Here is a 24,720-nt window from a genome sequence, read left to right on the forward strand (position 1 = left end):
AATTATGAAGAAGTAATGACAAGGAGCTATGAAAAAGGAGTTGGCATGTCTTACGAAACAAAAATATGAAAAAACTAGTCAGCGAAGTCGCCGGCTAGTTAGTGTGAAGCGTGTTAAACGAGGAGTAAGCCCATCAAAATCGTATCATAATACAAGCCGTCCGCAAGCAGTCGGTCGTGCTTGAGTCGTCCTTCGACTTGAAACCCGGTTGTCTGATATAAACGAACGGCCCCTTGATTCGTCTCGACGACGGTCAATTGAATCTTTTGCAGTTCGACCGTCCGTGCCCAGTCAAGTGTCGTCTGTAAGAGAGCCCGCCCGATGCCTTGCCCCCAACAGTCACGGACGACCCCGACGCCGAAGTCGGCTTTATGTGCGAACCGACGCAAGGAGAAACCGACACAGCGGGCATAACCGACGAGTTGACGATCCACTTCAGCGACGAGCAGGGAGTGGGGAATACCGGTCTCATGCTGAATCAATTGCAGAAATCCCTTTTCATCCAGCACGTCTTCGCCCGGGAATCGGTCAAAGTGGTCCGTTTCTGCATCGAGTCTCGCGCGCAGTAAAGCAAGCTGTCGTGCATCCGTAGGCTCTACCGGACGAATCGTGTACGTTACAGATTGAATGTTCGCGTCAATTGGATCCATCATATTCGCCTCCAAACTAGTAAAATCAAAATCGTCCCCCTTAAGAATGCCATAAATAATTTAAAAATGTAAAGTATTTCCATTAAGACAAACGAAGATTGTCTAGATCGACACATGATAGACTAGAAACAGATTGGAAAGGATGGATAGAGATGTTAGAGATACAACAGGGTTCAACGGAGGACCGCGAATACATTCGCGAACAATTGATCGGCTTCAACAAAACGAAAGTTCCGCTAGCGGTTCAACATGAGACGGAACAAATCTGTTTTCTTTTAAAGGAAGGTGGCGAGATTAAAGGCGGATTGACAGGTGAATACAGCTGGAACCACGTCCACGTCTCTTTCTTGTGGCTCGACGAGTCCGTCAAAGGCGGCGGATACGGCAGCAAATTATTGAGCATGGTCGAAGCCTATGCCAACGAACGTGCCTGCAGCAAAGTCATCCTCGACACGTTCAGTTTTCAGGCACCCGGCTTCTATGAAAAAAACGGGTACGTCGAATACGGTCGCTTGGACGATCATCCGGTCGAAGGGATAACACAATACTTCTACAAAAAATTACTTTAAATGAGTTGATTCTTATTTCTTGTAATAATAAATCCAAGCAATCAGATAGGACAGTGTGCCGAGCGATAAGACGGTCGCGATGGCGTAGAAGGGAAAGTTCGGAAAACCTTCAACGAGTTGGACGTAAAATAAAAACGGAATCATCAGGACAGGGAGTGTGGACAAAAATGTTGAATAGGCAACACGTGTCGCCTTACCTGTGATGACTTCCTCGCGCTCGTCCTGATCGGAAAATTCAGTCATCCCGACGGACCATTCGGAAAACGTACTTTTTTTGTTGGTCCGAGTCAGATACCCCATAACGGTTAGTAAAACAGCGATGAGTATCATCGGAAGAACAAGCGGAAGTTCCAATGTGATGTTGAATCCGGTACCGCGGACGGGATCATCGTTAAACACTTCAAGTTGATCGTGTACAGAACTGACGAAAGCAGCTAACAAATAGAACAGACAAATGTTTAAGCTCGATTGAATGATGACACGTTTCAAAGTGATTCCTCCTCCAGATAAAAGATGTCTTCGATTGGTCGGTCAAAGACCCGGGCGATGTGCATCGCCAGTAACAAGGACGGGGTATAGCTTCCTTTTTCGAGTGAGATGACGGTCTGGCGCGTGACGCCGATCAAGTCAGCGAATTGTTCTTGCGTCCAGTCCGTTTGGCGCCGTAATGCTTTGACGCGATTCGAAAGTTTCATCGGGACACTCCTTTCTTACATAAACATATTGTATAGTTTGTTTTACATTTTGTAAAGGTAACTATACTTTTTATTTTTTCGCCTCATTTATCGAAAATTCGTGGAGTCTGACTAAAACAGAATAGTCTGACAACTTTTGGGTAATATGTACTTTATCACTTCGACGGCATCGGGACAGAAAAAGGGGGGGAATTAAATGTTGCCTGAATGTATTCCGGATCAAAGGGAGCTCACACGCCGCATGCGCATCGTCAAAACGTTACGGAAGCTTGGAAAAACGGATGAAGCCATTGCAAAATCATTATATGTCCCGGTCGAGTGGGTCAGATCAGTCGAAGATAATTTATCGAATACTAGTTATCAGCAATCATCTTAATGCATGAAAAAGAAGCGTCTCCCTTAGTTCAGGGGAACGCTTCTTCATGTTCACGATGACAGTTTCGTTGCGCCCGAGTCGACCGACAGTTTCGGTTGACGCCAAAAGAACGTCAAGATGATGCCGACCGTCAGGACGATCGTCGCGAAATAAAACGGGTAGTTGAGATTGACATCAAACAGGAGTCCACCCGCAATCGGTCCGAGGATGTTCCCGACACTCGTAAACATCGAGTTCATTCCGCCGACGAAACCTTGTTCATCGCCGGCAATCTTCGACAGATAGGTCGTGACGGCAGGACGCATCAAGTCGAATCCGACGAAGACGACCATCGTCACAAGGATGATTGCGAAGTAACTCGTCACGTACGTCATGACGAGGACGAGGGCGGACGAGACGATTAAGCTGTAACGGATCAGGCGGATCTCACCGAACCACCGCGTCAAGCGGTCGAACAGGCCGATTTGGACGACGACACCGACAATCGCTCCGAGGGAAATCGCGAGAGCGATGTCCTTCGCCGTGAAGCCGAACTTCCGGTCGACGAACAGGGCGAACAGCGATTCGAACGAGGCGAGACCGAATGACGAAATCAACAGGACCAAAAAAGCGACGAAATAGAGGGGGGAAAAGACTTTTGAGAAGCCGGCCGCTTGTTTGACAGTCGGCGCATCGGCATAATGACGTTCCGGTTCACGTAACGTGAAGACGGACAAAATCATCGCAATCATCCCGAACGTCGCGGCAAAGAAAAACGGAACCCGTGTCCCGATGTCAGCGAGAAATCCGCCGATCCCCGGTCCGATGATGAAGCCGGTCGAAATGGCGGCCGACATATAGCCGAGCGCCTTCGGACGCGTCTCATTCGTCGTGATGTCGGCGATGAACGCCGTCACGGCCGGCATGATGAAGGCGGCACTGACTCCCCCTAGGATGCGCGAAGCGAACAGGACTTCGACCGTCTGTCCGAGACCGAATAACAGTTCCGACATGCTGAAGATGAACAGGCCGATGATGATCATCGGCTTCCGTCCATACTTGTCGACGGCGCGTCCGGCAAGCGGCGAGAGAATCAGTTGGGCAAAGGCGAACGCCGACACCATATAGCCGACCGTCGAGCCGGAGATGTTCAATTCATTCATGATCGTCGGGGTGACGGGAATGACGAGTCCGATCCCTAAAAAGGCGATGAACAGATTGAGTAAAAGTGTACCTAAAATGAGTTTGTTGTTTTGCATGATTTGAACCTCAGTTTCTGATTTGACTTCTTAACGGACGAGTCCGCGCCAAAAAATCGGCCAGACGGCAGTGAGTCGTTGTTGGTAGGCGTCAATCCCGTTATAGACGAGTTCTGTCATCGTTCCTTCCGCAACCGTCAAATAGGCGAGTGCGCCGCTCGTATAGTCTTCGGAGTAGAGAATCTGCTCCGTCCGGTCGCGTTCGCGAAATAAGCGTGCAAGGTGACGATGGATCGAATCGAAAAACGGATTGATCAACGCTGTCACTTCATGCTCCAGTTTGACGGGGGGGAAATAAGCGATGCGAAGGATGAACTTCATTTGGTCGTTTTGGTTGCTTTCCTCGATGAACCAGTCGAAAAATCCTTTTAGCGATGCTTCGAGCGGCAACTGCCGTGTCTCGACGAAGTAGGACGCGAGGTGTTTTTTCTGTTCACCTAGCGCGTACGCCATCGTCTTCAAAAAGAGATCGTCTTTCCCGGAATAGTGGGCGTAAATGGATGGTTTCTTGATACCGACTTCCTGGGCGATGTCGTTTAAGGAGGCCCCTTCGTAACCATGAGTCGCGAAGTGACGCAAAGCGGTCGGGATTAATTGTGCAGCTTTCAAATCATTCACCTTCCTAACGGTCGTTAGTTTACAAAAATACTGTAGCATCTGGTTTGCTACTTGAACAGGAAAATGCCTCAAAGAATAACTTGAGTAAAATTAAGGGAATTGCAATAATGGATATTATTAGGAATATTCTTGTGATTTGATTTGTAGAGACATCTGAAATGATGGATGTCATGTTAAACGAGCAATCAGGGGGCTGATCGTATGAATAAAAGAATAATATCTATCATCTTGCTCGCCTTTTTGCTAGGTGGAACGTATTACGGGGTGATATCCCTATTGTTCAAAGAAGGTACATCTGTCAGTTCGTTCCCGATCCCGCGCTTTGCGACGGAGCAAACGGGTGCGAACGGGCAACACTACGCGACGCAACTTGCTTCAGAAACAGACGGACCGGGACTCCTGTATGCAGCACGCTTGAATCGTGACGGCTGGAAGAAAGTGAATCAAGAAGGAGCTAAAATTCTCTATCGCAAAGGCGAGACATTCGTTTCGCTGACGACGTTCGACGAGGAAGTATATGTTAAGCCTGTCCGTTTAGTCGAGTTCGAGCGTTTGGAGGATTGAGTCGGAACAAGGTACACTTGCTACAATAAGTAAGGACAGGAGCAATTCGTCCGTTCGTAGCAAAGGAGAATCAAGATGACACAATCCATCGCAATCATCGGAGCAGGCGTCAGCGGGCTTTATGCAGCATCGCTTTTACAACAGATGGGGCAAGCGGTCACCGTCTATGAAGCACGGGACCGGATCGGCGGACGTATTGTAAGCGTGGCGGGTACGCATGGAGACGAGGCAGACCGCTTTGACCTCGGACCGACATGGTACTGGCCGGATACGGAAACGGTCATCACGGATCTTGTCGCCGAACTCGGCCTGACGGCATTCGCCCAACACACGACGGGCGCGATGGTACTCGAACGGCAAGCAGGAGCCATCGAACATCATCTGCTGGCACCGGACAGTATCGTCCCGTCGAAGCGGTTAGCGGGAGGAATGGAAGCACTCGTGACAGCGATTGCGTCACAACTCCCGGCGGCATCGCTCCGCTTACAGACACGCGTCACGAAACTTGAGCGGACGGGACAGCAAGTAATCGTTACGTCAATCAAAGACGGACGGACGACTTCAGAAACGTATGATAGTGTCGTGGTTGCCCTTCCACCCCGTCTTGTCGAGCGAGTCGCAATCGAACCGCCGTTTTCCGAGACGACGCGGGAGAAACTGCAAACGACCCCGACCTGGATGGCCGGACAAGCAAAAGCACTTGTCGTCTATGACACGCCGTTTTGGCGCGAAGCGGGTCTGTCCGGGTTTGGGATGAGCTGGGTCGGCGCCATGCAGGAAATTCATGATGCATCACCGCAGCGCGGACCGGGTGCCTTGTTCGGTTTCCTACGGCTGACGGCAGAAGAGCGTCAGTCACTCGGGACGGAAGCGGTTAAAGCCTGCATACTCGAGCAACTTATCACGATGTACGGCGAAGCAGCCCGTCATCCGCGGGAAGTGTTCTATTATGACTGGGCGCAAGACCTTGATACGGCGACGCCTGCAGATGCCCGTCCGTTAACGGAATTTCCGCAGTATCGGCCCATCGCAGTCGACGCAAACTGGCAAGGCCGGCTTTATCTTGCCGGAACGGAAACGGATAGTGCGTTTGGTGGCCATGTCGAAGGGGCGCTCCGGTCGGCGAAGCGGGTCGTCGCTGAATGGACGATGCGGCATGGGTGATTTGTGACGCGCACAATGTTAATCATGAACGTCCTCGACGATCGGGGGCGTTTTTAACTGATTTTAAAAGTCGAAGCAGTCATTTGTTCCACCTGTGGTAACTTTCGGAGATTGGGATGGAAGAACCAAACACATGCAATCAACGAAATACCGAGTCCGGCGAACATGAAAATGAAGTGAGGATCGATAAAGGTCGCGACATATCCACCTAGTAACGAACCGATCGGCATCGCGGCAATTCCTAAGCTATACGCGACTGAATTCACGCGCCCGAGTATTTGGTTCGGGATGATGGTTTGCGTAACACCGGCAAACAAAACATTTACGGCACCGATTGGAATCCAGGCGATACCAAATAAAATCGGTGTAACCAGTGGACTTGAGAGCCACCCGGCAAATACCCAGCAGATGGATCCGACTAAAAAGCAAACACTTGTGACGATGCCGACGCGCAGTTTTCCGAGGGTCGAACCGAGGAGTGCACCGAGCAACGAACCCGCTGACATAGCGGCTAACAGAATACCGTATGTTTGTACACCGCCGATTTGATCCGCGAAGACAGGAAGGACGGCAACCGTCATCCCAATCGCAAAATTTGCGACAGACGAACCAATCAGAAAGACCCAAAGTAATGACGTGAAGACGACAACGAAGCCGTCTTTTAAATCATCGATATAGTCCGTGAAGGTGAGTTTTAAGGAGTGTTGCGTTTTTGGTGTTGGCGTTTTTACAAAATCCATGTTGAGGAATGAGAAAAACATCGCGGCGAGTGCGAATGTCACTGAATCGACGAAAAACATCGTGATGGCACCAAAGAAGGCAATTGCTAATCCTGCCAATGAATTGAAGACAAGATCAACGCCTTGATAAGCAAATGCAAAAAGTGAATTTCCTTGCAGCAGTTCTTTTTCTTTTAGAAACAAGGGGAGGGCTTTAGTTTGCGTCGGATAGGCAAACTCTTCGACGCAGGCGAGGAGTGGCATGACGGATAAAATTAAAGCAATGCTTAAAAAATCGAGCAGGTAAGCAAGTGGAATGAGCAAAATCAAAATCGACTGCACGACTTGGGTGACGATTAACGTCGTTTTGATTCTCCAGCGGTCGACCAGCGGACCCGCAAGAAATTGCAGGGCTTTTGGTGATAAAATCAGAAACCCGGCGAGCCCTGTATAAAATGCACTCTGTCCAATGTCATGGACAAGCCACATCGCGGCGATGTAATAAAGATTGTCTCCAATATTCGTCACGAGTCGGCCGGACAGTAAAAATATGAAATTACGGTTTTTCAAAAGTTCAATCATACGTAAAACCTCCGGTTTACTTATTATTTTGACCGGTCAATTTAATTTGACAATGACGGGTAAAGAAAAAGGCTATACGTTCAAGCCTTGTTTTCTTCATCTTCATGTTCAATCGTTTCCATGATGAGTTCATCCACTTCAAACGCCATCGTAGAAAAGAAATAAAGTTTTTGAGCAGTTTCTTCACTCGGTTCTTTTGAGAGGTGTCTAAGCTCCTCCATCAATTCAAAATATTTTTTTGTCCAATCATTAAACTGTTCCTCCGTTGCAGAGATTTGCCACATTGAACCGACGTGATTCCAGTCAGCAGGCGATTCACTGGCTCGTTGAGGGGTAAATGCATGCTCGGGCGCAGATAAAATAACTTGCTTTGTTTTTTCGGCCATCTGAAAAAGCAATTGCCGATTGGATTCATTGACGTCTTCCATATGCGGCAAGAGCTCAAGTGATGGTGTGAACCCCCGTGCCACCGATTGATAAAACTTTTGGATGATTCCGCCTTTTTCTTCCGTTTTGACTAACGTGATTAAGTGATTCTTTTCGAGCTCTTTTAAATGGTAATGTACTTTAGGACGCGATAAGTTAAGTTTTTCAGACAACATTTGACCCGTGAGTGGTTTTTCGATTAACCGCATCATGATTTCAGCTCGGATCGGAACACTCAGCGCCTTTAATTGGCTTAAAGTGGTTAACGTTAAAATGGATTTCATGAGAAGACTCCTTTTTATTTGACCGGTCTAATTTATTTGACAACAGAATAACATAGATTTACTTTTAACAGTTAATATTTTTTGTAAGGCATTACATTCTCTTGGATGAGGTATTACTTGACAGATTGGAAAATCGAGTGAAGGATTTGTTTTAACTAATTATTGAAAAGGTATAAGGGCACATAGAATATTTTAGTGCGACATGTAAGGGAAGGGTGACTGTATGACGTATCAAATTTTGATTCTACTACTTATCGGCTACGTAATTTACACAATCGATTTAAAACAAAAAATGATTCCTGTTCCGATGGTGCTCGTCGTGATTGGACTGGGTCTTTCATTTATCCCCTATTTTTCTTCGCTTCATCTATCAAAGGAAATCGTATTTGAAGTGTTTTTGCCGGTGCTCCTGTTTACGGCAGCGTATCAGTTTCCGATTAAACAGTTGAAAAATAATTGGGGTATCATTACGGCGTTCAGCACGATTGGGTTGATTGTGACGGCCTTATTACTCGGTGTCTCAATTTACTGGATCTCGAATCTGTTCATTTCACTTTCGCTGACGGCTTCGCTGCTCCTTGCCGCCATCTTGATTCCGACCGATCCGGTCTCGGTAACGTCCATCATCAAAAAAAGTACAGGGGACGAACAACTCGCCGATATCGTGGAAGGAGAATCGATGGTCAATGACGGGACGAGTATCGTTTTGTTTACGATCTTATTAACGATGTTTCAAACGGGGGAACGTTTTAATTTCACGACATTTATCGAACAATTTATGCTTGTTTCGTTTGGCGGAATTCTGATTGGTTTCTTGCTCGGATGGATTTTAAGTAAAATTATTCACTTGACGACGCAAAAAGAATATCAAGTGATGTTGAGTATCGTCATGTCGTACGGTGGATTTTATCTTGCAGAAGCGCTTGGTGTCTCAGGTGTTCTCACCACGGTCATTTTGGGGATTTTCTTGTCTTACGAAATCGAAAAAGCGGATGAGGAGAAGGGAATTAAAGCATCATTGGATGGATTTTGGAACATCATCAAACCAACATTTTTATCGATTTTATTCTTACTGATTGGGATTCAAGCAGCTGGATACTTAGTTTTTTCACAATGGGGACTGGCGTTGATCATTTTTGGTCTGACCTTGTTGGCACGGTTCATCATGGTCAGCGGCTTCATTTATGCGGTACCGGCCTGGAAAGGTGAATTTCGCGACGACTTTTCGACGATCTCAATCATTACGGCAGCTGGGATTAAAGGTTCGATGTCTGTCGCGTTGTTACTATGGCTCGAAAAAACGGTATCAGCGCAATATGATGTGTTGATTTCCTTATCGTTTGCTGTCATCGTCCTGTCGTTGATTGTCCAAAGTATCGGTATTTATCCGCTGACGATATTCTTGAGTAAGCGGCATAAACGATGATTAAATAGAAAATCAAAAAGCAGACACTGTCCAAAAAGTACTTGGATCGTGTCTGCTTTTTTGCGTTTACAGATACAACCCGTTCGCCTCAACATTGCGAGTGTTCATAAAGACAAGAAAAACGGATGATCTTAAGTTGTTCCAAAAACGGAAATCATCAAATCCGCAATCATGCAGTTTTCTCTAACATGACCAGTCATTCAGACGAATATAATAACTTGCCCGTTTTGAAATCGTAAATCCGGTAAAAAATTTCAAATGCATGATCTTTTGTCGTTGTCACGTGGCAGGTATACGGGACGTCCGGTCCGTAAGCGCCGAGATCGGCCCGATCGAAGAAACTGAAATAGTCACCTGTTTCATCATAATAAAGATCAATCGTCCGCGGGCTGGATTGATCATCGTATTCCACCGTACACATTCCTTTAGTTGTCGCATAGTCATGATAAAAGACGTACTTCAGGCTTGGAGTCGTATACCAAACCAGTCCCACACCGAATAAACACAGTAAAACGAGTCGGAAAAACAGGGAAAATTCGATGCCGGTATCCTCACGAAACCAGAAATGTAACAGTACACTTAGCACCACACAGACGATACCGCCCGCAAGTAAAGCATAATAAAAAATTACTTCTTCATTCATGTTCCGATTCCCTTCATAAATACAAGCCGTTCGCCTGAACGACGAATTGCGAGTGTTCGTAATGATAGGTGATGACGGAATAATCGAACGGTCGACCGTTCGTCAAGTGGAAAATCGTCTCGACCGTCAATGCCGGATCACCGGCTTCAAGTTTCAAATGTTCCGCAATTGTCTCCGGCAATTTACCGACGTGCATGTACATGTCCGAAAAGCCGATGTTCAGTCCGAGTGCCGTCTCAAGATACTCGAAAATCGACTGTTCGACGATTTCCCGGTTCAAGTATGGGACAAGTGCTTTTACATAATAGGATTCTTCGAGGCAGAGAAGCCGTCCGTCAATGTAGCGGATCCGTTTGACGAAATAGACGTCTGTCCCAGGTGTAATGGAAAGGTTCTTAGCGAGATCCTCCGAGCAGGCAATGACTTCAAGTTCGAGTAAACGCGACGTGATATCATGATCAATCAAGTTTTGCTTGAAGCCTTGTGTCGAGAAGAGATTAAAATACCCTTTCCGATTACTTTTGCGGACAAAAATGCCGCTGCCGCGAACTTGAAAGATGATTCCTTTTCGTTCCAGCAGTTCGAGCGCTTTCGTCATCGTCGTTTTACTGACCTCAAATTGTCGGATCAGTTGATCGAGGACCGGTAATTTATCGCCTTGCTGTAACGCATTCTGTTCGATGTAGGCTTCGATTTCCGTCGCCGTCTGTTGATATTTCAGCATGGTTCACCCTCATTTACATAAAAATTGTTATATCGCAACTATATCATAATAAAAAGACGATATTTGTAGACATGTTTTTTGATATTAAATGTGTATTGATTAATTGTGCATGTACAATTATGATGGTGATAAAGGCATATATCTCGATTACTAGGGAGGACTTGAAGATGAAAACATTACCAAACGACTTTTTATGGGGCGGCGCACTGGCTGCCCATCAATTTGAAGGCGGCTGGAACGCCGGCGGCAAAGGACCGAGTGTCGTCGATGTCATGACAGCAGGCGCGCATGGCGTCGCCCGGCGCATTACCGATACGATTGAAGAAGGGACGTTTTATCCGAATCATGAGGCGATTGATTTTTACCACCGCTATCAAGAAGACATCGCGCTATTCGCCGAGATGGGATTGAAGTGTCTCCGGACATCGATCGGTTGGAGCCGGATTTTCCCGAACGGTGACGAAACGGAACCGAACGAAGCGGGACTGCAGTTTTATGATGATGTCTTTGACGAATTGATTAAGTACGGCATCGAGCCGATCATCACGTTATCGCACTTTGAAATGCCGCTCCACCTCGCGCGCGAATACGGCGGGTTCCGTAACCGCAAAGTCGCCGAGTTCTTCGAACGCTTCGCCGAAGTCTGCTTCACGCGCTACCAAGATAAAGTTACGTACTGGATGACGTTTAATGAAATCAACAACAAGATGGATGTCGAGAATCCGTTGTTCCTCTGGACGAACTCCGGTGTCAAAGTCGAACCGGGCGAAAATGCGATGGAAGTCATGTACCAGACCGGTCACCACGAACTGATTGCCAGCGCCCTTGCTGTCGCGAAAGGGAAAGCAATCAATCCCGATTTCCAAATCGGAGCGATGATTTCCCACGTCCCGGTCTATCCGTATTCCTCACATCCGAAAGACGTCATGCTGGCGGAAAAATCGATGCGTCAACGTTACTTCTTCCCGGATGTTCAGGCACGCGGTTATTATCCGAACTATGCCTTAAAAGAGTTCGAACGGGAAGGCTATCAGATTCCGATCCTCGACGGCGATGACGAGATTCTGAAAAACGGGACGGTCGACTACATCGGCTTCAGTTATTACATGTCGACAACGGTCAAGCATGATGCGACGGTCAACAATACGGGGAACATCGTCAACGGCGGTCTCGCGAACGGCGTCGAGAATCCGTACATCCAGTCGAGCGACTGGGGCTGGGCGATTGATCCGGTCGGACTCCGTTACGTCCTGAACCGGTTGTATGACCGCTACCAACTCCCGCTCTTCATCGTCGAAAACGGCTTTGGGGCTGTCGATACGATTGAGGACGGCAAGATTCACGATGCAGCGCGGATTGATTACTTGAAGACTCACATCGAAGCGTTGACGGAAGCGGTCACGGAAGACGGCGTCGAACTGATGGGCTACACGCCATGGGGCATCATCGACATCGTCTCGTTTACGACGGGTGAGATGAAAAAACGCTACGGGATGATTTACGTCGACCGCGACAATGAAGGCAACGGCTCGATGGAACGGATGAAAAAAGACTCATTCGACTGGTACAAACAGGTCATTGCGACGAACGGACAGGAGTTGTCGTACGACAAAGCGACACAACAGTAAATCGATAAGCCTCCACCTATACCGGGTGGAGGTTGTTTGTTGTCTGCCAAATCACGCTTGCTTGAAATAGGAAAACAAGCGATGATGAGAATGTATATATTATCCAAAAGTGACGAGGGACGTTTAAGGGGATGAATGAATGATTGGTGTCAGTATTGCGACGATATGGGAGTTCGAAGCGACACTCGCATATTTTGATGTAAAAGAATTAGAACGTACTAAGTACCCGTACGGCGAATATTTTTTCCGGACGATTGCCGGAAAACGTGTGTTGTTTTACAGCACCGGTGTCCGGAAAGTAAACGGGGTCGGGGCAAATCAGTACATGATGGCACGGTTCCCGCTTACAAAAATTATCGTTGCCGGGACCTGTGCCGGCATTGACGAGTCGTTTGCGGTCCTCGACATCATCGTGCCAAACCGCGCGGTCCAGTATGATTGTACGGTGAAAGAAGTCGAGCCGTTGATTAAACCGTCCTTCATCGTTGAACTCGCTGTTGCGGCTTACCAAACAGATTGTCACACCGGAACGATTGGTACGGCAGACCGGGCCGTCGTGATGTGGAACGATTACTTGGAGCTGAAAGACAATGCCGTCACGGTCGCCGATACGGAAGCCGGCGCAATCGCCTATATCTGTCAGAAAAACGGGGTCGAATGTATCATCATTAAAGGCATCTCGGATTTTCCGACGGACGAGACGGACCGCGATCCAGTCCAGTCGAACGAAGAACAAATCAACGTCTACATAGCGAATACGCCAAAAGTGATGCGCAAAATATTCAGTGACTATCTGACACGATTCATTTAGAACATCAGGAGGGGCAACGCATGAAAACATTAGTGGTTGGTTGTCTGCTGACCGTCAACGCTAAAAGCTTAATGACACAAAAGACGCAGTCTCGGATGAAATCCCGGAACTGCGTCTTATTTATGATCAGTGCATCGGCTGCTAATTTTGTTCAGACTCATGTTTTTCTGACTGAGCCGCTTTGAAGTTGCGATAAATCGTATAACCGACAGTGACAGGAAGGATGACAATTCCATACCCAAGCGGCAATCCTAAAAAATAATACCAGAAAATCGTAAAAACAATCATGATTAGAAGGAGGCGGATACTAGATATGTGGTATGTACTCACTCAAAAGGTTCCTTTCTTTCAAAGTATTGTTATGTTTTTAGAAAGGCGTTTGGTTGATCGACATATAGTTGGACCAGTCCGCACTTCGGACAAACGGCAGCTTTCGCTTCAGCAGATGCCTTACTGAAAAAACGACCCGGTTTTTTAATCTTTAAGCCGTACATGGCACCTTTGACGTGGACTTCACAGTCTTCGACTAGTCGGGTGTCGCATTGGGTACAGGTTCGGTTCATGTAACTTGTCCTCCTATTTAGCTTGAACTACCTCCACCTGCGCTGGGCTTCGCCCTGAGACACTTAGAGGTGGGAGTATTCTCGCCTGATTTTGATAAATATTCTTCAACTGTCCTTTAATACGTGTCGGAGTTCGCTGACGCCAAGGATCAGCATACAAAGCGAAAGTGGTATGAAGAATACTAAAAACGATAGTGTCGTTATGGCATCCAATAAAAACAAACTGAGCAGGATGATGGTCAAAATGGTCGTCAAGCTGACGAGCGAACTGCGGTTAGACATCGTTCTCCTCCTTTGAGTGGTCGTTCATCCGCAAACGGACATAACGGATGATGGCTGGTACCGCAATCGAAATCGAAAAAGCGCTAACGAGCAACAAATCGGTCTGCTCGAAAAATAAATAATCGATGCCGATCAACAGGAATAATAAAATCTGGATGATCCGAAAACGGAGCCGTGTACTCCGGTGAATGATGTCCTGTTCTTTCGATGGACTGGAGTAGTGCGTATTCTGACTCAGTAATTCAAAATAAAAATAACTGAGGACGCCGAGTTGGACGACCGAAAAGAAGGTAGCGCCTGTCTGTTCAAAGAAGATACTAAATAGGGTCATCCCGAACAGGAGTAAGTAGAGTGCTGATACGATTCGTTTCGTACGTGTAGTCAAAGTAAGTCCTCCTGAAAGTCAGTCGATGCTACTCTGTTCTACGGCACGGCAAGGAAAATGTTTCAAGCTATGAATGCATACAAAAGGAACTTAAGAAACAATGAGGAGGAATCAGGATGAGTTACGGGATTTTTGGGGAATTTACGACGACGGCGGGACAGCAAGAAAAATTGGTGGAGCTGTTACTTGAAGCAGCAGCCTCGTTCGAAGACGAGCCGTCATGTCTCCATTATATCGTCAGCGTATCAGAAGAAGCGGACACGGTCATCGTCCACGAAATTTGGACGAATCAAGCGTCGCACAAGGCGTCACTCGAACTTCCGGCGACGCGGCGCCTGATTGAGCAGGCACGCCCGTTTATCACGGGAATGGAACGCTTGTTGACGTTCGACCCGCAAGGTGGAAAAGGGTTATAAAGGGTAATTTTTGATGTCCCAGCCGAAAGTTTGTAAAAAATTAGAACTTTTTTTGCCGATTGACGTAGAGTATACATAAGGTGAGTATGATGGAAAAACGACGAAGAATTCAACGTATCCGGGAAGAAAAGGAACGCATCGCGTTCGTTCGCATTATTTTTGCTGTAATGCTTGGTTTTAGTATCTTTGCACTTCTTCAATATGAGACAGCAATTTGGCCGAAAATCCTCGTCGGGGTGAGCTTCCTGGCACACGGTGTTTTGCACTGGATTGAAGCGAAACGAATCAGTGTATTTTCAGACAGCCGACCAGCACGCAACATCATCCGACTCCGTTACGCGGTTGATTTTGCTCTAATCGGACTGATTGCTTTTTTCTTCCCGCTATTAATCCGGTTCGAACTACCGCCTTTGCCAAGTTTTATCGGCTACTTTATCGGACTTGCAGCCTTCGTTATCGGTGACATCTATCTCGAGCGAACGCAGACGGTGCTTGACCCAGCCCATCCGACGAAAAAAGAATTACGAAGTAAAACACCTGTCCTGAAAGCCAGGTGACTTTGAGTAGGGGATGAACAAAATGGAAAAACAAACGAAAATTCTAATCATGCAGCAGGAAAGCAAGCAGAATCTTTTTAAACGATTGGCATTGGTAGGAGTCGTCGCGCTAAGTCTGTACGGCTTGGTTCAAACAGGTGCCGACGAATGGATTGTTCCACTGCTCGTCCTCCTCGTCCTCATCCATGGACTGTTACTGCTCGGCGAGGCAAGACGGATTAGTGCCCTATCAAGCATCAAAGCAGCACGGCGGCTGATTCGTTTCCGTTACGCGGTCGAGTTCGGTTTCGTTCCCGTTCCTTTATTGATTGCGCTTCAGGCATGGATCCCTGATTATTGGAGTATATCTGTTTTAATCGTTCTTCTGCTGGCTCTGCTGTTGATTGCCTTTTTGAAACAATATCTGGAATTGCGGATCATGCGGACGGATCCGAGTCACCCGACGAACGACGATCTACGAAAAAAAACACGGATGGCAAACTAAAACAGTACTTCTACTCGCGCATCAACCAACGGGTAGAAGTACTATTTTTTAGTTGAGTTCGATTTTGACGGTAGTCGGTTTTGCGAATGCATCACTTGACGCAAACATGACGAAGACATTTTCCGTTTCCGGTACTTCGTAGACGAGATCGACCCTTGATTGATAGGGAGCAAAGTACTGGTAACTGTTTTTCCAGGCCTTCTCATTACGGTTGACGTAATCGACCGTCTCGTAGACATGCCCATTCCCATCCTGAAGTGTGAACCGGTCCGGTTTATATTGACTGTAGGAGCCGAGTACATCTTCTGTAATATCCGGGTCATGCAAAAACAACGGGAGCGTGATGTAGCGTATACCGGCTTGCTGTGTCAGTTTGAGTTCAGCCGGCGGGCGGTCTAACAGTTTCCCGACACGGAAGGTGGCATCCTTTAATTTCGGGTCACCGGGATACGTTTTGAGCAGCCCCTGATTCATCAGCTTTTCGATTTTTGCCGTTTCCTGTTTCGACGGTTGTATGGCGGTCGATTTTTTGGCGGTCAAATCGGCGAGCTTCGTCCCTGTCGTCGTTTCAGTTGTTTGACTTGTTGGCTCGGCCGCCGGGTGCTCGACTTCACTCGTCGTCGCAAAGAAGAATAGTCCGACGACACCCACGACAAGCGCGGTCCCGACTGTTCCAAGCGCGACTTTGAAGCGGCGTTCCGTCGCCTTGGCATTGACGGCGACGCTCCCGATGGCTGCATTCGGTGTAATTTTAACCGCGCGGTAGGCGGGTAATAAAGCACCGATGATCCCGGTCGTAATCGGAATCAACAGCGTCAGGCTCAGGAATCCGAGCTCGGCCGTCGGGAATTGATTGTACATCTTGTAAATCAACCCGAGCGAGACGGCAAGACCGATCAATCCGGCAATCAGACCGGTCATGACCCCCTCAAGAAAGACGAGTTGACGGATCATCCCGTCGCGCCAGCCGGTCGCTTTCAGCACGGCGAGCTGTGATTTCCGTTCGTTGACGTTCTGCCACATGATTTCCGTCGTCGTCAAGATGGCGATCAGCAGGGCAACCCCCATCGCGACATAATGCATCATGCCGACTTCAAGGGCAACGAATTCGCCGAGCCAGGACGCATACAAGACCCCCTTGAGTCGGAACGTGACGAACAGGAAGAAAATGAACAAACTGGTCGGTAAGGCGATTGCGACAAGCGACAGTAATGTCCGTTGCCAGTACGTCACCAATTGATTGACGCTCATGCCGAGGACGGACTGCGAACGGACGAAACGACGTCCCCGCGAGACTTCTCCCGCCTGGATGCTTTCGTACGGTTGAATCTTCCGGATCAACAGCATCGGGACGAACGTGCCGCCCCAGTAAATCAACAGTCCGGCGAGACCGATCAGAACGATCTGGGCAAGGGCGATCGGATGGTCCGTCGTCAGCCAAAACGTCCCGAGAATCGTCCAGGCAATCAAGGCGACGAGTGAACCGAGTAACGTCGCTTCGAGGAACAGCATCTTCGACAGCTGGCGCGGGCGCCAGCCGAGGGCCAGTAAAATCGCAAATTCTTTTTTCCGGGCGTAAAGCAGGATGATATTTGAGCTGAAGACATAGACGAGCGCCACCAAAATGACGCTTGCAATGACCCCGCTCATCCCGACTTTCGCTTCCTGGAAAATCGCCATCGAGGAACCGAGTTTAATCCAGGGCTGCTGGACCCACCCGAGTGCTGACTGGTCTTTAAGTCCGGGCAGATACGTCAACGCCAGTTGCGGTGACGAACCGAGCGTCACATCCGTGATCAGTCCGGTCTTGTCCTCGATTTCCTGCGCGACGGCCTGTAATTTTTTCTCGCTTTGTTCATTCATCGTATCGATGCCTTTGACATTGACCCGGATGACGGAGATGGCTTTTTTGCCGCGAATCTTGAAAGCAGCGTCTAGCGTCGTCAACATCGAAGGCGGTTTCGTCATGAAGTCGTACGGGTCGTTTGTTGGTTTGACGTCACGCGGCGGGTTGACCGGTGTCTCATTTTTATCCATGACCCACTTTGCCTTCGCCGGGAAATAGGTTTCCATCGGCAGTTCCGTCAACGGATCTTTCGATAAATTCAATTTCTTCGGATCAAATACTCCGATGTAATAGGGGTTGATCCGCGGCCAGTCATCACTCGACGTCCCGAACTCGCGTGCTGCCCGGTACATGCTGCGTTTCGCAAGCAAAGAATCCGGGTTGATCAGCTTCGGTTCGACCTGATAGGTGAACGGCCAGCGTGACGGATAGGGACTCTCGACGGATTGATAGGTGATTGGTGAAGGCTTGAGAATCAGCCATTCCGAGTAGCCGCTGTATTTTTCAGGTAATGAATTATTCAAAATATCATGAATGAATTGTTTTTGGACTTGCGCCGTCGTGATTTTATACGTCTGTGGCTTTTCATCGACGGTAGGGAGCTTGTCTAAGTATGTTTTGCCGCCCTTTTTCGTGACTTCTTGAATCGTCGGTACCATCGAGTCATCAATCAGCGGTAAATCAAGTTTTTCATATTTATAGGTCCGGGACGCATCGATGTAATCCCGTTCGTTCATCAAAACCGGAATCATATCGACGTTCTCGAGCGCCGTCACGACGTCTTCATCCGTGAAATAACGGCTGTGGTCCGACTTTTTCGTCGCTTGATCAAGCCCGACGAGTTGTTCTTCCGCTTCCGGATCAATCCCGGCAATCATCGTATCACTGCCATACTCGTCGAGCGGTTGTTTTCCGAGACCGATCGGTGAGACGCCGGATTGTTTCGTATCGCCGCTCGCGTCCCAGCCGGCGGCTAAATAACGGACCGTCGTCGACTTGTCGACCTGCAGACCGGTATTTTGATAATCGGTGATCGTCAGCTTATAGACGCCGGGGTCATCAAACGTGTGCGTCCCGACGGATGAGCCTGTCGATTTATTTCCGATCATCGCGATCGGCGCTGCGACTTCGACGTCCGTGATGTCTTTGATTGTCTGATACTGTTTCATCGTGATGCCGCCGTCGAGACCGCTCATATAATTCGGCTCGAGTAAATGTAAGTCTTCCGTTACGCTCCGGCTTCCCGGCGGCCGGACGACGATATCATATGACGAGTTCCAGCGTTTTTGCAGTTCGTCAACGACGGTCCCATTGTTCGCTTGGGTCGTCCCGATTAAATAGCTCAGTCCTGTACTGACAATCAGGACACCGACGAGTAACAGGATGAACCGTTCTTTGTTTCGCCACCATGAGTTCCAAATGAAGGACATCATAGGCGTCCACCTCCTTTTACGTGTAGCGATATGAAAGACGGCCTATTCCGAATCGGAACCGGCCGTCGTTTTAACCGATCAGGGTAGAAAAGATCAGCATGTTAATCGATGCTGATTTTGACGGTATACGTCTTCGGGAAAGCATCGCTTGACGCAAACATAACGAACGTATTGGCATTTTTCGGGACGTGGTAGACGACATCCATCACGAGACGGTTCGGAGCGATGTATTGATGTTCGTACTTCCAGGCTTTCTTGTTATGACTGATGTAGTCGACCGGAGCATAGTCATGCCCGTGACCGTCGTTAATCGAGAAAGCATTCGGACGATAGACGCTATAGCCGTCTGACGTACCTTCTTTATTGTGTAAAATGAGCGGAACCGTAATGTAGCGGTACCCGTCTTTTTCTTTCAGCTTCAATTCTTTTGGGGCAGATAAAACGATCGGATCAACACGGAAAGAGTTTTTCTTTAGTGCAGGATCGCCCGGATACGTCTGGACCATCCCGGCACTCATTAATTTTTGGATTGACGGGGTACCCGATACTCGGGAAGTGCTGACTTTTGTGACGGTAGTGTCAGTCGTTGCAACATCGGATACCGTTTCGTCCTGCGTATTGAATCCATCTGTATTCGTAAAAGCAAAGACAGCTCCTCCGGTAAGGACGGTGATTGTAGCGAGTGAAAGCAAGCGTTTTTGAGTCGTCATCATAGAAACACTCCTTCTCCTGTTTAATTTGGAAATAATTATCAGAATACTCAGTCTAAATATACTGTTTATTATTTCCAAACGCAAACGGATTTTTTATAGATGGGAAATGAGAAATAAGAAAACAAGAAATTAGAAAAGTACAAATTATGATTCACGTTTTTATTCATGAAAGGTAAAAAAATTAAAAAATAATTAATCTAGAGGTTCACTTGAATGTGTATTTCCTATTTTTTTATTGCTTAACAATAAAAAAAACAAAACAGCGTTCTATTTACATAAAACATACAGAAGCCCCCGTTCATTTTAGTTTGAATTAGCAAGCATTGTAAAAAATAGTTTTATGTACTCAAGAGTTATATGATCACTTCCAACCGGATTTTTACTTACATCGAAATAGTTCTACTATTAACAGCAAGCAAATATGCTTGTTTAAAAAAGTAACGATTAAGTAAAACAATCTCCTACCGACCAATCATCCGTTAAAAAAGATTTGCTGTTTTTTTGCATTCAAGAGAGGTTTGATGAGGACGTAGCTCACCTTTTAAAACCTATATATGGATAATTAATTACGTATTAGTGAAAAAATACACAAGTTACATTCATAATTTTGACAATATTAATTCGCTAGCTTTTTTTAAAACAGCATTATATAATCATTATGTAGAACGTCGTTTCACAATACGGAACAAAAACTATTTTTTTAATCTTTTTTGTAAACGCCTTCATTTTAAATTAGATTTGTCTTTTCGCGTTTAAAATTCAGAAACTAAAGGAGATGTATTTTTTTATGGAAACAAGATATTCGACTCATCCAAACCAAGTTAAAGATTTTAGTACAGCGGAGTTACGGGAAAATTATTTGATCGAGGAGTTATTTGTATCAAATGAAACTAAACTAGTTTATTCAATGGATGATCGTATAATCATTGGAGGCATTACACCGAAGGATGCTCAGATTTTATTAGAAGGTACGGATCAGATGCAATCAGAATATTTTTTAGATCGGAGAGAAGTCGGAATATTTAATGTTGGGGGCAAAGGAAAGATTGTCGTCGATGGTAAAACTTTCGATATGGAAAACAAGGACTGCCTTTATGTAGGGTTAGGAAAAAAAGAACTAGTATTTTCAAGCGAATCTTCTGGACACGCAGCAAAGTATTACATTTTTTCAGCACCGGCGCATAAAGAATACCCCGTTCAACATGTATCTTTTCGTTCAATTGAGGGAGATCGGTTGGGCACTGTAAATAATGCCAATCAACGTGTGATTCGTCGCTTTATTCACGAGGAAGGCATTCAAAGTTGCCAGATTGTCATGGGCATGACTCAACTCGATAAAGGAAGTGTATGGAATTCCGTTCCTACACACACACATGATCGGAGAACTGAGGTGTATCTGTATATTGATTTGGACGAGGATGCACGGTTATTTCATTTCATGGGGGAATCGCGTAATACAAAACATGTCATTCTGAAAAATGAGCAAGCAGTGATTTCACCTCCATGGTCAATTCATTGCGGTACGGCAACTAGTAATTATGCATTTGTTTGGGGGATGGCAGGCGACAATAAAACAATCAGTGACGCGATTCCAGTAAAATTAGAGGAAATGCGATGAGTGTCTGAACGCTAAAGGTTCATGTGAGACGATGCTAACTTGATTACTGGAAATTAACAAACTTAAAAGTACGGATATTCTAGAAGAGGAATTAAAAACAGTCTTAGCCGATTTAGAAATAACAGGTTTTTCTCCGTATTCAGTTGGTCGTTATGATGAAGAAGATACGCTTTTCTATTTAAATAAATCTGAATTGATGAATGTAGAAGAATTTTTGGAAGCAGATCAAAAATACCTAGGTAGTTATTTCGTTCTTAAAGTTAAAAACGTTGTTGTAGAGAAGGAGTCACATACACCGGATAGATCATGGGTGGTCACTCGCGGCTGAAATTTTAAAAAACATATTTTTGAAAGCGTTATCAATATTGGCGGTAATCTGCATTGTAGTAACCAAATAATCTTTTCAATGAAATTTAGCATTTAAATCAATTATGAAAGGTGTGTAAAAAATGAAAATTATGAAGACACTTAATAAAATTCCCGGTGGTTTAATGTTAGTTCCGTTGTTCCTCGGAGCACTTATTCACACGTTTGCCCCGGGATCCGGTGAATATTTTGGTTCTTTTACGAACGGCTTAATGACGGGGACCGTTCCAATCTTAGCGGTTTGGTTCTTCTGTATGGGAACAGGAATAAATATTAAAGCGACCGGTACAGTATTAAGAAAATCTGGAACTCTTGTACTAACTAAAATTGCCGTAGCGTGGGTAGTTGCTGTTATTGCATCGTCCTTTATTCCGGTTGATGGTATCCAAACAGGCATTTTTGCAGGTTTTTCGGTTTTAGCTTTAATTGCGGCGATGGATATGACAAACGGAGGACTGTACGCATCAATCATGCAACAATACGGTTCTAAAGAAGAAGCCGGTGCATTTGTTTTAATGTCAATCGAGTCGGGTCCATTAGTGACCATGCTAATTTTAGGATCTACAGGAGTAGCTGCTTTTGAACCGCATGTTTTTGTAGGCGCAGTATTGCCTTTCCTGGTTGGTTTTATACTGGGGAATCTGGATAGTGATGTGCGAGACTTCTTCAGTAGAGCATCACACGTAATGATTCCTTTCTTTGGATTCGCATTAGGTAATGCAATCGATTTAAAAGTAATTCTGCAGACAGGACTGGGTGGAGTGATATTAGGGGTTTTAGTCATCATTGTGACTGGTATTCCATTGATGCTGGCAGACAAATTCATTGGGGGAGGTAACGGTACTGCAGGATTGGCAGCTTCTAGTACGGCGGGAGCTGCAGTTGCAAACCCGATGATTATCGCGACGATGAAGCCGGAGTTCCTTCCTATTGCACAATCTGCTACAGCATTAGTTGCAGCTTCAGTTATCGTAACTTCGATTTTAGTACCGATTTTAACTGCCTATTGGGCCAAGTATATGAAAAATAAAAACAAAAATCAGGATCACCAAGACCCTCAAAATCATCCGGAAGAGATGAAAGAAGTCTTACAATCGTAAAATTCAGAGAAAAACCTTTTAAATAATAAGGAGAGATTATGATGAGTAGAATTGTAACTATTGGAGAACCTATGGCATTGTTTGTTGCCGAACAAGAAGGTCCACTTGAAAATGTTGAAAACTTTAGCCGCTTTGTGGCTGGGGCGGAAGTTAACTTTTCAATCGGGATGTCTCGTCTTGAACATGAGATGACATACGTCACGAAACTAGGTCAAGACCCGTTCGGAAGAACGATTGAGAATTTTTTACTCGAGAATGGAATTGATACGAGTCATATAACGTATGACGAAACCTATAAAACAGGAATGCAGTGGAAACAAAAGGTAAGCAAATTTGATCCAGAAGTGTTCTCAGCGAGAAAAAACTCTGCAGCATCACATATGAATGCGGAAACCATCCGACACTTGGATTTGGAAGCAATTGATCACGTTCATGTGACAGGGATTTTACCTGCGTTATCTAAAGACTGCAGAGAAATGGTCTACACCTTGATGCAAAAAGCACGAATGAAAGGTATTCAAGTTTCTTATGATCCAAACTTACGGCCCGGTCTTTGGTCCAGTAAAGAAGAGATGGTTGAAGTCGTCAATGAGTTAGCTTCTTTGGCGGATATCGTACTACCCGGTGTTGGCGAAGGGGAAATATTGACAGGACAAAAGTCAATTGAAGCCATTGCAAGATTTTATCATAATCTCGGGGTTAAAACAGTCGTGATGAAGCTTGGAGCTGATGGAGCCTACACTAGCTCGGAAGGAAATCAATTTTATACAGATGGCTATCCGGTTGATCGAGTGGTGGACACTGTCGGTGCCGGGGATGGTTTTGCAGTAGGTGTGATAAGCGGTATCTTGGAAGGATTATCACTGGAAGAGTCAGTAAGACGGGGAACTGCTATCGGTGCGTTGGCGGTAATGTCACCTGGGGACAATGACGGATTGCCTGATCGTAGACGTTTAGGAGAATTTATGGCAGGCAATGCAATTGATTTGACAATGTAGAAAAAAAGTAAAGATGACCGTGTTCAACGGTTTTCTTTACTTTTATCGTATGAATTATTGAAAACTAGTTAACATCCGTAAAACCAAGTGTTTGCGAAATGTTTAAACTCGTATCTTTCATTTTATCAATCAAAGTATCTTCGATCATATCCATCGTTACCCGGTTACTAGGACCAGATACGCTAAAGCTAGCAATGATCTCACCTTTATGGTTGTAGATCGGGGCAGCGATGCAACGAATACCTTCTTCGTTTTCAATATTATCCAGTGCATATTGCTGCTGTTTTACTTTTTCGATTTCTAGCCGGAATTCTCCTTGTGATGTAATCGTGTTTGGAGTTCGTGGAGCAAAATCAATTTTTTCAACAACTTCCTCAAAATAACTTGGAGTTACTCCGGAAAGCAGGATTTTACCTACGGCTGTACAGTACATTTGGCCACGTGTACCAATCCGTGAAAACATTCGGACTGTGTGGTTACTTTCGATTTTATCAATATAAACAATTTCACCACGATCTTCTATGCATAAATGAACCGTTTCATTTATGTCTTTGGACAGTTTTTCGATGAAAGGTTTTGCAGCACGTATTATTTCGTTGCTGTCCGAAATATTTCTAGAGAGGAAAAGAATTTGTAACCCCAGTTTGTATTTGTTTGTTTCGGCATCCTTAGCGATATAATTCATGCTTCCCAGCGTAGTTAACAACCGGTGAATAGTACTTTTGGATAAGTCCAGTTGTTCAGTTAATTGGGAAATTTTAAGGCCATCAGGATATTCTGACAGTTTGTTTAAAATAGTAAGTGCTCTTTCTAATGATTGAACGTTAGACAAAATCTTCAAC

Annotated in this window: 29 protein-coding genes; 14 read left to right on the forward strand and 15 right to left on the reverse strand. The window is 45.9% G+C overall.

Annotated elements, in window-relative coordinates:
• Positions 1 to 113: 113 nt before the first annotated feature.
• A complete protein-coding gene (locus tag A0126_RS06960; RefSeq protein WP_239456883.1) occupies positions 114 to 650 on the reverse strand; it encodes a GNAT family N-acetyltransferase in 537 nt (178 codons plus the stop codon).
• 152 nt (positions 651 to 802) lie between these two features.
• Here A0126_RS06960 and A0126_RS06965 point away from each other — a divergent pair, with 152 nt between their 5' ends.
• The gene (locus A0126_RS06965) at positions 803 to 1,219 is read left to right on the forward strand and encodes a GNAT family N-acetyltransferase (RefSeq protein ID WP_088837007.1); all 417 of its coding nucleotides are present in this window, start codon (positions 803 to 805) and stop codon (positions 1,217 to 1,219) included.
• Between the two features lie 12 nt (positions 1,220 to 1,231).
• On the opposite strand, the gene A0126_RS06970 is transcribed toward A0126_RS06965, so the two are convergent.
• The gene (locus A0126_RS06970) at positions 1,232 to 1,708 is read right to left on the reverse strand and encodes a DUF2178 domain-containing protein (protein ID WP_088837008.1); all 477 of its coding nucleotides are present in this window, start codon (positions 1,706 to 1,708) and stop codon (positions 1,232 to 1,234) included.
• A complete protein-coding gene (locus A0126_RS06975) occupies positions 1,705 to 1,914 on the reverse strand; it encodes a helix-turn-helix transcriptional regulator (protein WP_088837009.1) in 210 nt (69 codons plus the stop codon). Before A0126_RS06975 ends, A0126_RS06970 begins: the two co-directional genes overlap by 4 nt.
• Positions 1,915 to 2,110: 196 nt before the next feature.
• Here A0126_RS06975 and A0126_RS06980 point away from each other — a divergent pair, with 196 nt between their 5' ends.
• Positions 2,111 to 2,290, forward strand: coding sequence for a hypothetical protein (locus tag A0126_RS06980; RefSeq protein ID WP_088837010.1), 180 nt, complete (start codon positions 2,111 to 2,113; stop codon positions 2,288 to 2,290).
• 50 nt (positions 2,291 to 2,340) lie between these two features.
• Here the strand turns inward: A0126_RS06980 and A0126_RS06985 are convergent, their stop codons facing one another.
• Positions 2,341 to 3,528: an MFS transporter gene (locus A0126_RS06985; protein WP_088837011.1), complete on the reverse strand. Its 1,188-nt coding sequence runs from the start codon at positions 3,526 to 3,528 to the stop codon at positions 2,341 to 2,343.
• A gap of 30 nt (positions 3,529 to 3,558) precedes the next feature.
• Positions 3,559 to 4,137, reverse strand: a complete 579-nt coding sequence (locus A0126_RS06990) for a TetR/AcrR family transcriptional regulator (RefSeq protein WP_088837012.1) — start codon at positions 4,135 to 4,137, stop codon at positions 3,559 to 3,561.
• A 210-nt stretch (positions 4,138 to 4,347) separates the two neighbouring features.
• On the opposite strand from A0126_RS06990, the gene A0126_RS06995 reads away from it, so the two are divergent.
• Together A0126_RS06995 and A0126_RS07000 are read left to right on the forward strand one after the other, a co-directional pair.
• Positions 4,348 to 4,710, forward strand: a complete 363-nt coding sequence (locus tag A0126_RS06995) for a hypothetical protein (protein ID WP_088837013.1) — start codon at positions 4,348 to 4,350, stop codon at positions 4,708 to 4,710.
• A 75-nt stretch (positions 4,711 to 4,785) separates the two neighbouring features.
• Positions 4,786 to 5,874 (forward strand): flavin monoamine oxidase family protein, encoded by a 1,089-nt coding sequence (locus A0126_RS07000; protein WP_088837014.1) that lies wholly within the window; start codon positions 4,786 to 4,788, stop codon positions 5,872 to 5,874.
• A 53-nt stretch (positions 5,875 to 5,927) separates the two neighbouring features.
• Here A0126_RS07000 and A0126_RS07005 read toward each other — a convergent pair whose 3' ends face one another.
• Both A0126_RS07005 and A0126_RS07010 read right to left on the reverse strand, forming a co-directional pair.
• Complete coding sequence (locus tag A0126_RS07005) at positions 5,928 to 7,172, reverse strand: MFS transporter (RefSeq protein WP_088838477.1); 1,245 nt, start codon at positions 7,170 to 7,172, stop codon at positions 5,928 to 5,930.
• An 83-nt stretch (positions 7,173 to 7,255) separates the two neighbouring features.
• Entirely contained in the window at positions 7,256 to 7,885 is a 630-nt protein-coding gene (locus A0126_RS07010) for an ArsR/SmtB family transcription factor (protein WP_088837015.1), read from the reverse strand.
• 223 nt (positions 7,886 to 8,108) lie between these two features.
• Between A0126_RS07010 and A0126_RS07015 the strand changes: the two genes are divergently transcribed.
• Entirely contained in the window at positions 8,109 to 9,311 is a 1,203-nt protein-coding gene (locus A0126_RS07015) for a cation:proton antiporter (RefSeq protein WP_088837016.1), read from the forward strand.
• A gap of 196 nt (positions 9,312 to 9,507) precedes the next feature.
• Here the strand turns inward: A0126_RS07015 and A0126_RS07020 are convergent, their stop codons facing one another.
• Both A0126_RS07020 and A0126_RS07025 read right to left on the reverse strand, forming a co-directional pair.
• Positions 9,508 to 9,954, reverse strand: a complete 447-nt coding sequence (locus A0126_RS07020) for a hypothetical protein (protein WP_088837017.1) — start codon at positions 9,952 to 9,954, stop codon at positions 9,508 to 9,510.
• 13 nt (positions 9,955 to 9,967) lie between these two features.
• Positions 9,968 to 10,678 (reverse strand): GntR family transcriptional regulator, encoded by a 711-nt coding sequence (locus A0126_RS07025; RefSeq protein WP_088837018.1) that lies wholly within the window; start codon positions 10,676 to 10,678, stop codon positions 9,968 to 9,970.
• A 167-nt stretch (positions 10,679 to 10,845) separates the two neighbouring features.
• Between A0126_RS07025 and bglA the strand changes: the two genes are divergently transcribed.
• The 3 genes from bglA (at position 10,846) to A0126_RS19120 (ending at position 13,302) form a co-directional block, all read left to right on the forward strand.
• The gene (gene bglA, locus A0126_RS07030; protein WP_088837019.1) at positions 10,846 to 12,306 is read left to right on the forward strand and encodes a 6-phospho-beta-glucosidase BglA; all 1,461 of its coding nucleotides are present in this window, start codon (positions 10,846 to 10,848) and stop codon (positions 12,304 to 12,306) included.
• Positions 12,307 to 12,445: 139 nt separating this feature from the next.
• A complete protein-coding gene (locus A0126_RS07035) occupies positions 12,446 to 13,117 on the forward strand; it encodes a 5'-methylthioadenosine/S-adenosylhomocysteine nucleosidase family protein (RefSeq protein WP_088837020.1) in 672 nt (223 codons plus the stop codon).
• Between the two features lie 20 nt (positions 13,118 to 13,137).
• Positions 13,138 to 13,302, forward strand: a complete 165-nt coding sequence (locus tag A0126_RS19120; protein WP_157898474.1) for a hypothetical protein — start codon at positions 13,138 to 13,140, stop codon at positions 13,300 to 13,302.
• A 174-nt stretch (positions 13,303 to 13,476) separates the two neighbouring features.
• Here A0126_RS19120 and A0126_RS07040 read toward each other — a convergent pair whose 3' ends face one another.
• From A0126_RS07040 to A0126_RS07045, 3 genes are all read right to left on the reverse strand, one after another.
• Positions 13,477 to 13,680, reverse strand: coding sequence for a nucleic acid-binding protein (locus tag A0126_RS07040; RefSeq protein ID WP_088837021.1), 204 nt, complete (start codon positions 13,678 to 13,680; stop codon positions 13,477 to 13,479).
• A gap of 105 nt (positions 13,681 to 13,785) precedes the next feature.
• Positions 13,786 to 13,962, reverse strand: a complete 177-nt coding sequence (locus A0126_RS19125) for a hypothetical protein (RefSeq protein WP_157898475.1) — start codon at positions 13,960 to 13,962, stop codon at positions 13,786 to 13,788.
• Positions 13,955 to 14,347, reverse strand: a complete 393-nt coding sequence (locus A0126_RS07045) for a hypothetical protein (protein ID WP_088837022.1) — start codon at positions 14,345 to 14,347, stop codon at positions 13,955 to 13,957. The genes A0126_RS19125 and A0126_RS07045 overlap by 8 nt, the downstream gene beginning before the upstream one ends.
• A gap of 116 nt (positions 14,348 to 14,463) precedes the next feature.
• Between A0126_RS07045 and A0126_RS07050 the strand changes: the two genes are divergently transcribed.
• From A0126_RS07050 to A0126_RS07060, 3 genes are all read left to right on the forward strand, one after another.
• Positions 14,464 to 14,763: a putative quinol monooxygenase gene (locus A0126_RS07050; RefSeq protein WP_088837023.1), complete on the forward strand. Its 300-nt coding sequence runs from the start codon at positions 14,464 to 14,466 to the stop codon at positions 14,761 to 14,763.
• Between the two features lie 89 nt (positions 14,764 to 14,852).
• The gene (locus tag A0126_RS07055; RefSeq protein WP_088837024.1) at positions 14,853 to 15,320 is read left to right on the forward strand and encodes a hypothetical protein; all 468 of its coding nucleotides are present in this window, start codon (positions 14,853 to 14,855) and stop codon (positions 15,318 to 15,320) included.
• Between the two features lie 22 nt (positions 15,321 to 15,342).
• The gene (locus tag A0126_RS07060) at positions 15,343 to 15,804 is read left to right on the forward strand and encodes a hypothetical protein (RefSeq protein ID WP_088837025.1); all 462 of its coding nucleotides are present in this window, start codon (positions 15,343 to 15,345) and stop codon (positions 15,802 to 15,804) included.
• A 48-nt stretch (positions 15,805 to 15,852) separates the two neighbouring features.
• Here A0126_RS07060 and A0126_RS07065 read toward each other — a convergent pair whose 3' ends face one another.
• Both A0126_RS07065 and A0126_RS07070 read right to left on the reverse strand, forming a co-directional pair.
• Positions 15,853 to 19,083 (reverse strand): ABC transporter permease, encoded by a 3,231-nt coding sequence (locus A0126_RS07065; RefSeq protein ID WP_088837026.1) that lies wholly within the window; start codon positions 19,081 to 19,083, stop codon positions 15,853 to 15,855.
• 101 nt (positions 19,084 to 19,184) lie between these two features.
• Positions 19,185 to 19,796, reverse strand: a complete 612-nt coding sequence (locus A0126_RS07070) for a hypothetical protein (RefSeq protein WP_088837027.1) — start codon at positions 19,794 to 19,796, stop codon at positions 19,185 to 19,187.
• Positions 19,797 to 20,583: 787 nt separating this feature from the next.
• Here A0126_RS07070 and kduI point away from each other — a divergent pair.
• From kduI to A0126_RS07085, 3 genes are all read left to right on the forward strand, one after another.
• On the forward strand, positions 20,584 to 21,414 hold the full coding sequence (gene kduI / locus A0126_RS07075; RefSeq protein WP_088837028.1) for a 5-dehydro-4-deoxy-D-glucuronate isomerase: 831 nt from the start codon (positions 20,584 to 20,586) through the stop codon (positions 21,412 to 21,414).
• A 449-nt stretch (positions 21,415 to 21,863) separates the two neighbouring features.
• The gene (gene kdgT, locus A0126_RS07080; protein ID WP_088837029.1) at positions 21,864 to 22,880 is read left to right on the forward strand and encodes a 2-keto-3-deoxygluconate transporter; all 1,017 of its coding nucleotides are present in this window, start codon (positions 21,864 to 21,866) and stop codon (positions 22,878 to 22,880) included.
• A 41-nt stretch (positions 22,881 to 22,921) separates the two neighbouring features.
• Positions 22,922 to 23,878: a sugar kinase gene (locus tag A0126_RS07085; protein WP_088837030.1), complete on the forward strand. Its 957-nt coding sequence runs from the start codon at positions 22,922 to 22,924 to the stop codon at positions 23,876 to 23,878.
• Positions 23,879 to 23,942: 64 nt separating this feature from the next.
• Here the strand turns inward: A0126_RS07085 and A0126_RS07090 are convergent, their stop codons facing one another.
• Positions 23,943 to 24,710: an IclR family transcriptional regulator gene (locus A0126_RS07090; RefSeq protein ID WP_088837031.1), complete on the reverse strand. Its 768-nt coding sequence runs from the start codon at positions 24,708 to 24,710 to the stop codon at positions 23,943 to 23,945.
• Between the last annotated feature and the right edge of the window lie 10 nt (positions 24,711 to 24,720).

The organism is Exiguobacterium sp. N4-1P, from assembly GCF_002214325.1.

What these genes read in the sequence shown, in the direction of transcription:
- A0126_RS07065 (WP_088837026.1), bottom strand. Translation starts at nt 19,083, where the DNA reads ATGATGTCCTTCATTTGGAACTCATGGTGGCGAAACAAAGAACGGTTC.
- A0126_RS06975 (WP_088837009.1), bottom strand. Translation starts at nt 1,914, where the DNA reads ATGAAACTTTCGAATCGCGTCAAAGCATTACGGCGCCAAACGGACTGG.
- kduI (WP_088837028.1), top strand. Translation starts at nt 20,584, where the DNA reads ATGGAAACAAGATATTCGACTCATCCAAACCAAGTTAAAGATTTTAGT.
- A0126_RS06980 (WP_088837010.1), top strand. Translation starts at nt 2,111, where the DNA reads ATGTTGCCTGAATGTATTCCGGATCAAAGGGAGCTCACACGCCGCATG.
- A0126_RS07050 (WP_088837023.1), top strand. Translation starts at nt 14,464, where the DNA reads ATGAGTTACGGGATTTTTGGGGAATTTACGACGACGGCGGGACAGCAA.
- A0126_RS07025 (WP_088837018.1), bottom strand. Translation starts at nt 10,678, where the DNA reads ATGCTGAAATATCAACAGACGGCGACGGAAATCGAAGCCTACATCGAA.
- A0126_RS06995 (WP_088837013.1), top strand. Translation starts at nt 4,348, where the DNA reads ATGAATAAAAGAATAATATCTATCATCTTGCTCGCCTTTTTGCTAGGT.
- A0126_RS06985 (WP_088837011.1), bottom strand. Translation starts at nt 3,528, where the DNA reads ATGCAAAACAACAAACTCATTTTAGGTACACTTTTACTCAATCTGTTC.
- bglA (WP_088837019.1), top strand. Translation starts at nt 10,846, where the DNA reads ATGAAAACATTACCAAACGACTTTTTATGGGGCGGCGCACTGGCTGCC.
- A0126_RS07015 (WP_088837016.1), top strand. Translation starts at nt 8,109, where the DNA reads ATGACGTATCAAATTTTGATTCTACTACTTATCGGCTACGTAATTTAC.
- A0126_RS07055 (WP_088837024.1), top strand. Translation starts at nt 14,853, where the DNA reads ATGGAAAAACGACGAAGAATTCAACGTATCCGGGAAGAAAAGGAACGC.
- A0126_RS19120 (WP_157898474.1), top strand. Translation starts at nt 13,138, where the DNA reads ATGAAAACATTAGTGGTTGGTTGTCTGCTGACCGTCAACGCTAAAAGC.
- A0126_RS07020 (WP_088837017.1), bottom strand. Translation starts at nt 9,954, where the DNA reads ATGAATGAAGAAGTAATTTTTTATTATGCTTTACTTGCGGGCGGTATC.
- A0126_RS07085 (WP_088837030.1), top strand. Translation starts at nt 22,922, where the DNA reads ATGAGTAGAATTGTAACTATTGGAGAACCTATGGCATTGTTTGTTGCC.
- A0126_RS06965 (WP_088837007.1), top strand. Translation starts at nt 803, where the DNA reads ATGTTAGAGATACAACAGGGTTCAACGGAGGACCGCGAATACATTCGC.
- kdgT (WP_088837029.1), top strand. Translation starts at nt 21,864, where the DNA reads ATGAAAATTATGAAGACACTTAATAAAATTCCCGGTGGTTTAATGTTA.
- A0126_RS19125 (WP_157898475.1), bottom strand. Translation starts at nt 13,962, where the DNA reads ATGTCTAACCGCAGTTCGCTCGTCAGCTTGACGACCATTTTGACCATC.
- A0126_RS07035 (WP_088837020.1), top strand. Translation starts at nt 12,446, where the DNA reads ATGATTGGTGTCAGTATTGCGACGATATGGGAGTTCGAAGCGACACTC.
- A0126_RS07010 (WP_088837015.1), bottom strand. Translation starts at nt 7,885, where the DNA reads ATGAAATCCATTTTAACGTTAACCACTTTAAGCCAATTAAAGGCGCTG.
- A0126_RS07000 (WP_088837014.1), top strand. Translation starts at nt 4,786, where the DNA reads ATGACACAATCCATCGCAATCATCGGAGCAGGCGTCAGCGGGCTTTAT.
- A0126_RS06960 (WP_239456883.1), bottom strand. Translation starts at nt 650, where the DNA reads ATGGATCCAATTGACGCGAACATTCAATCTGTAACGTACACGATTCGT.
- A0126_RS07060 (WP_088837025.1), top strand. Translation starts at nt 15,343, where the DNA reads ATGGAAAAACAAACGAAAATTCTAATCATGCAGCAGGAAAGCAAGCAG.
- A0126_RS07070 (WP_088837027.1), bottom strand. Translation starts at nt 19,796, where the DNA reads ATGATGACGACTCAAAAACGCTTGCTTTCACTCGCTACAATCACCGTC.
- A0126_RS07040 (WP_088837021.1), bottom strand. Translation starts at nt 13,680, where the DNA reads ATGAACCGAACCTGTACCCAATGCGACACCCGACTAGTCGAAGACTGT.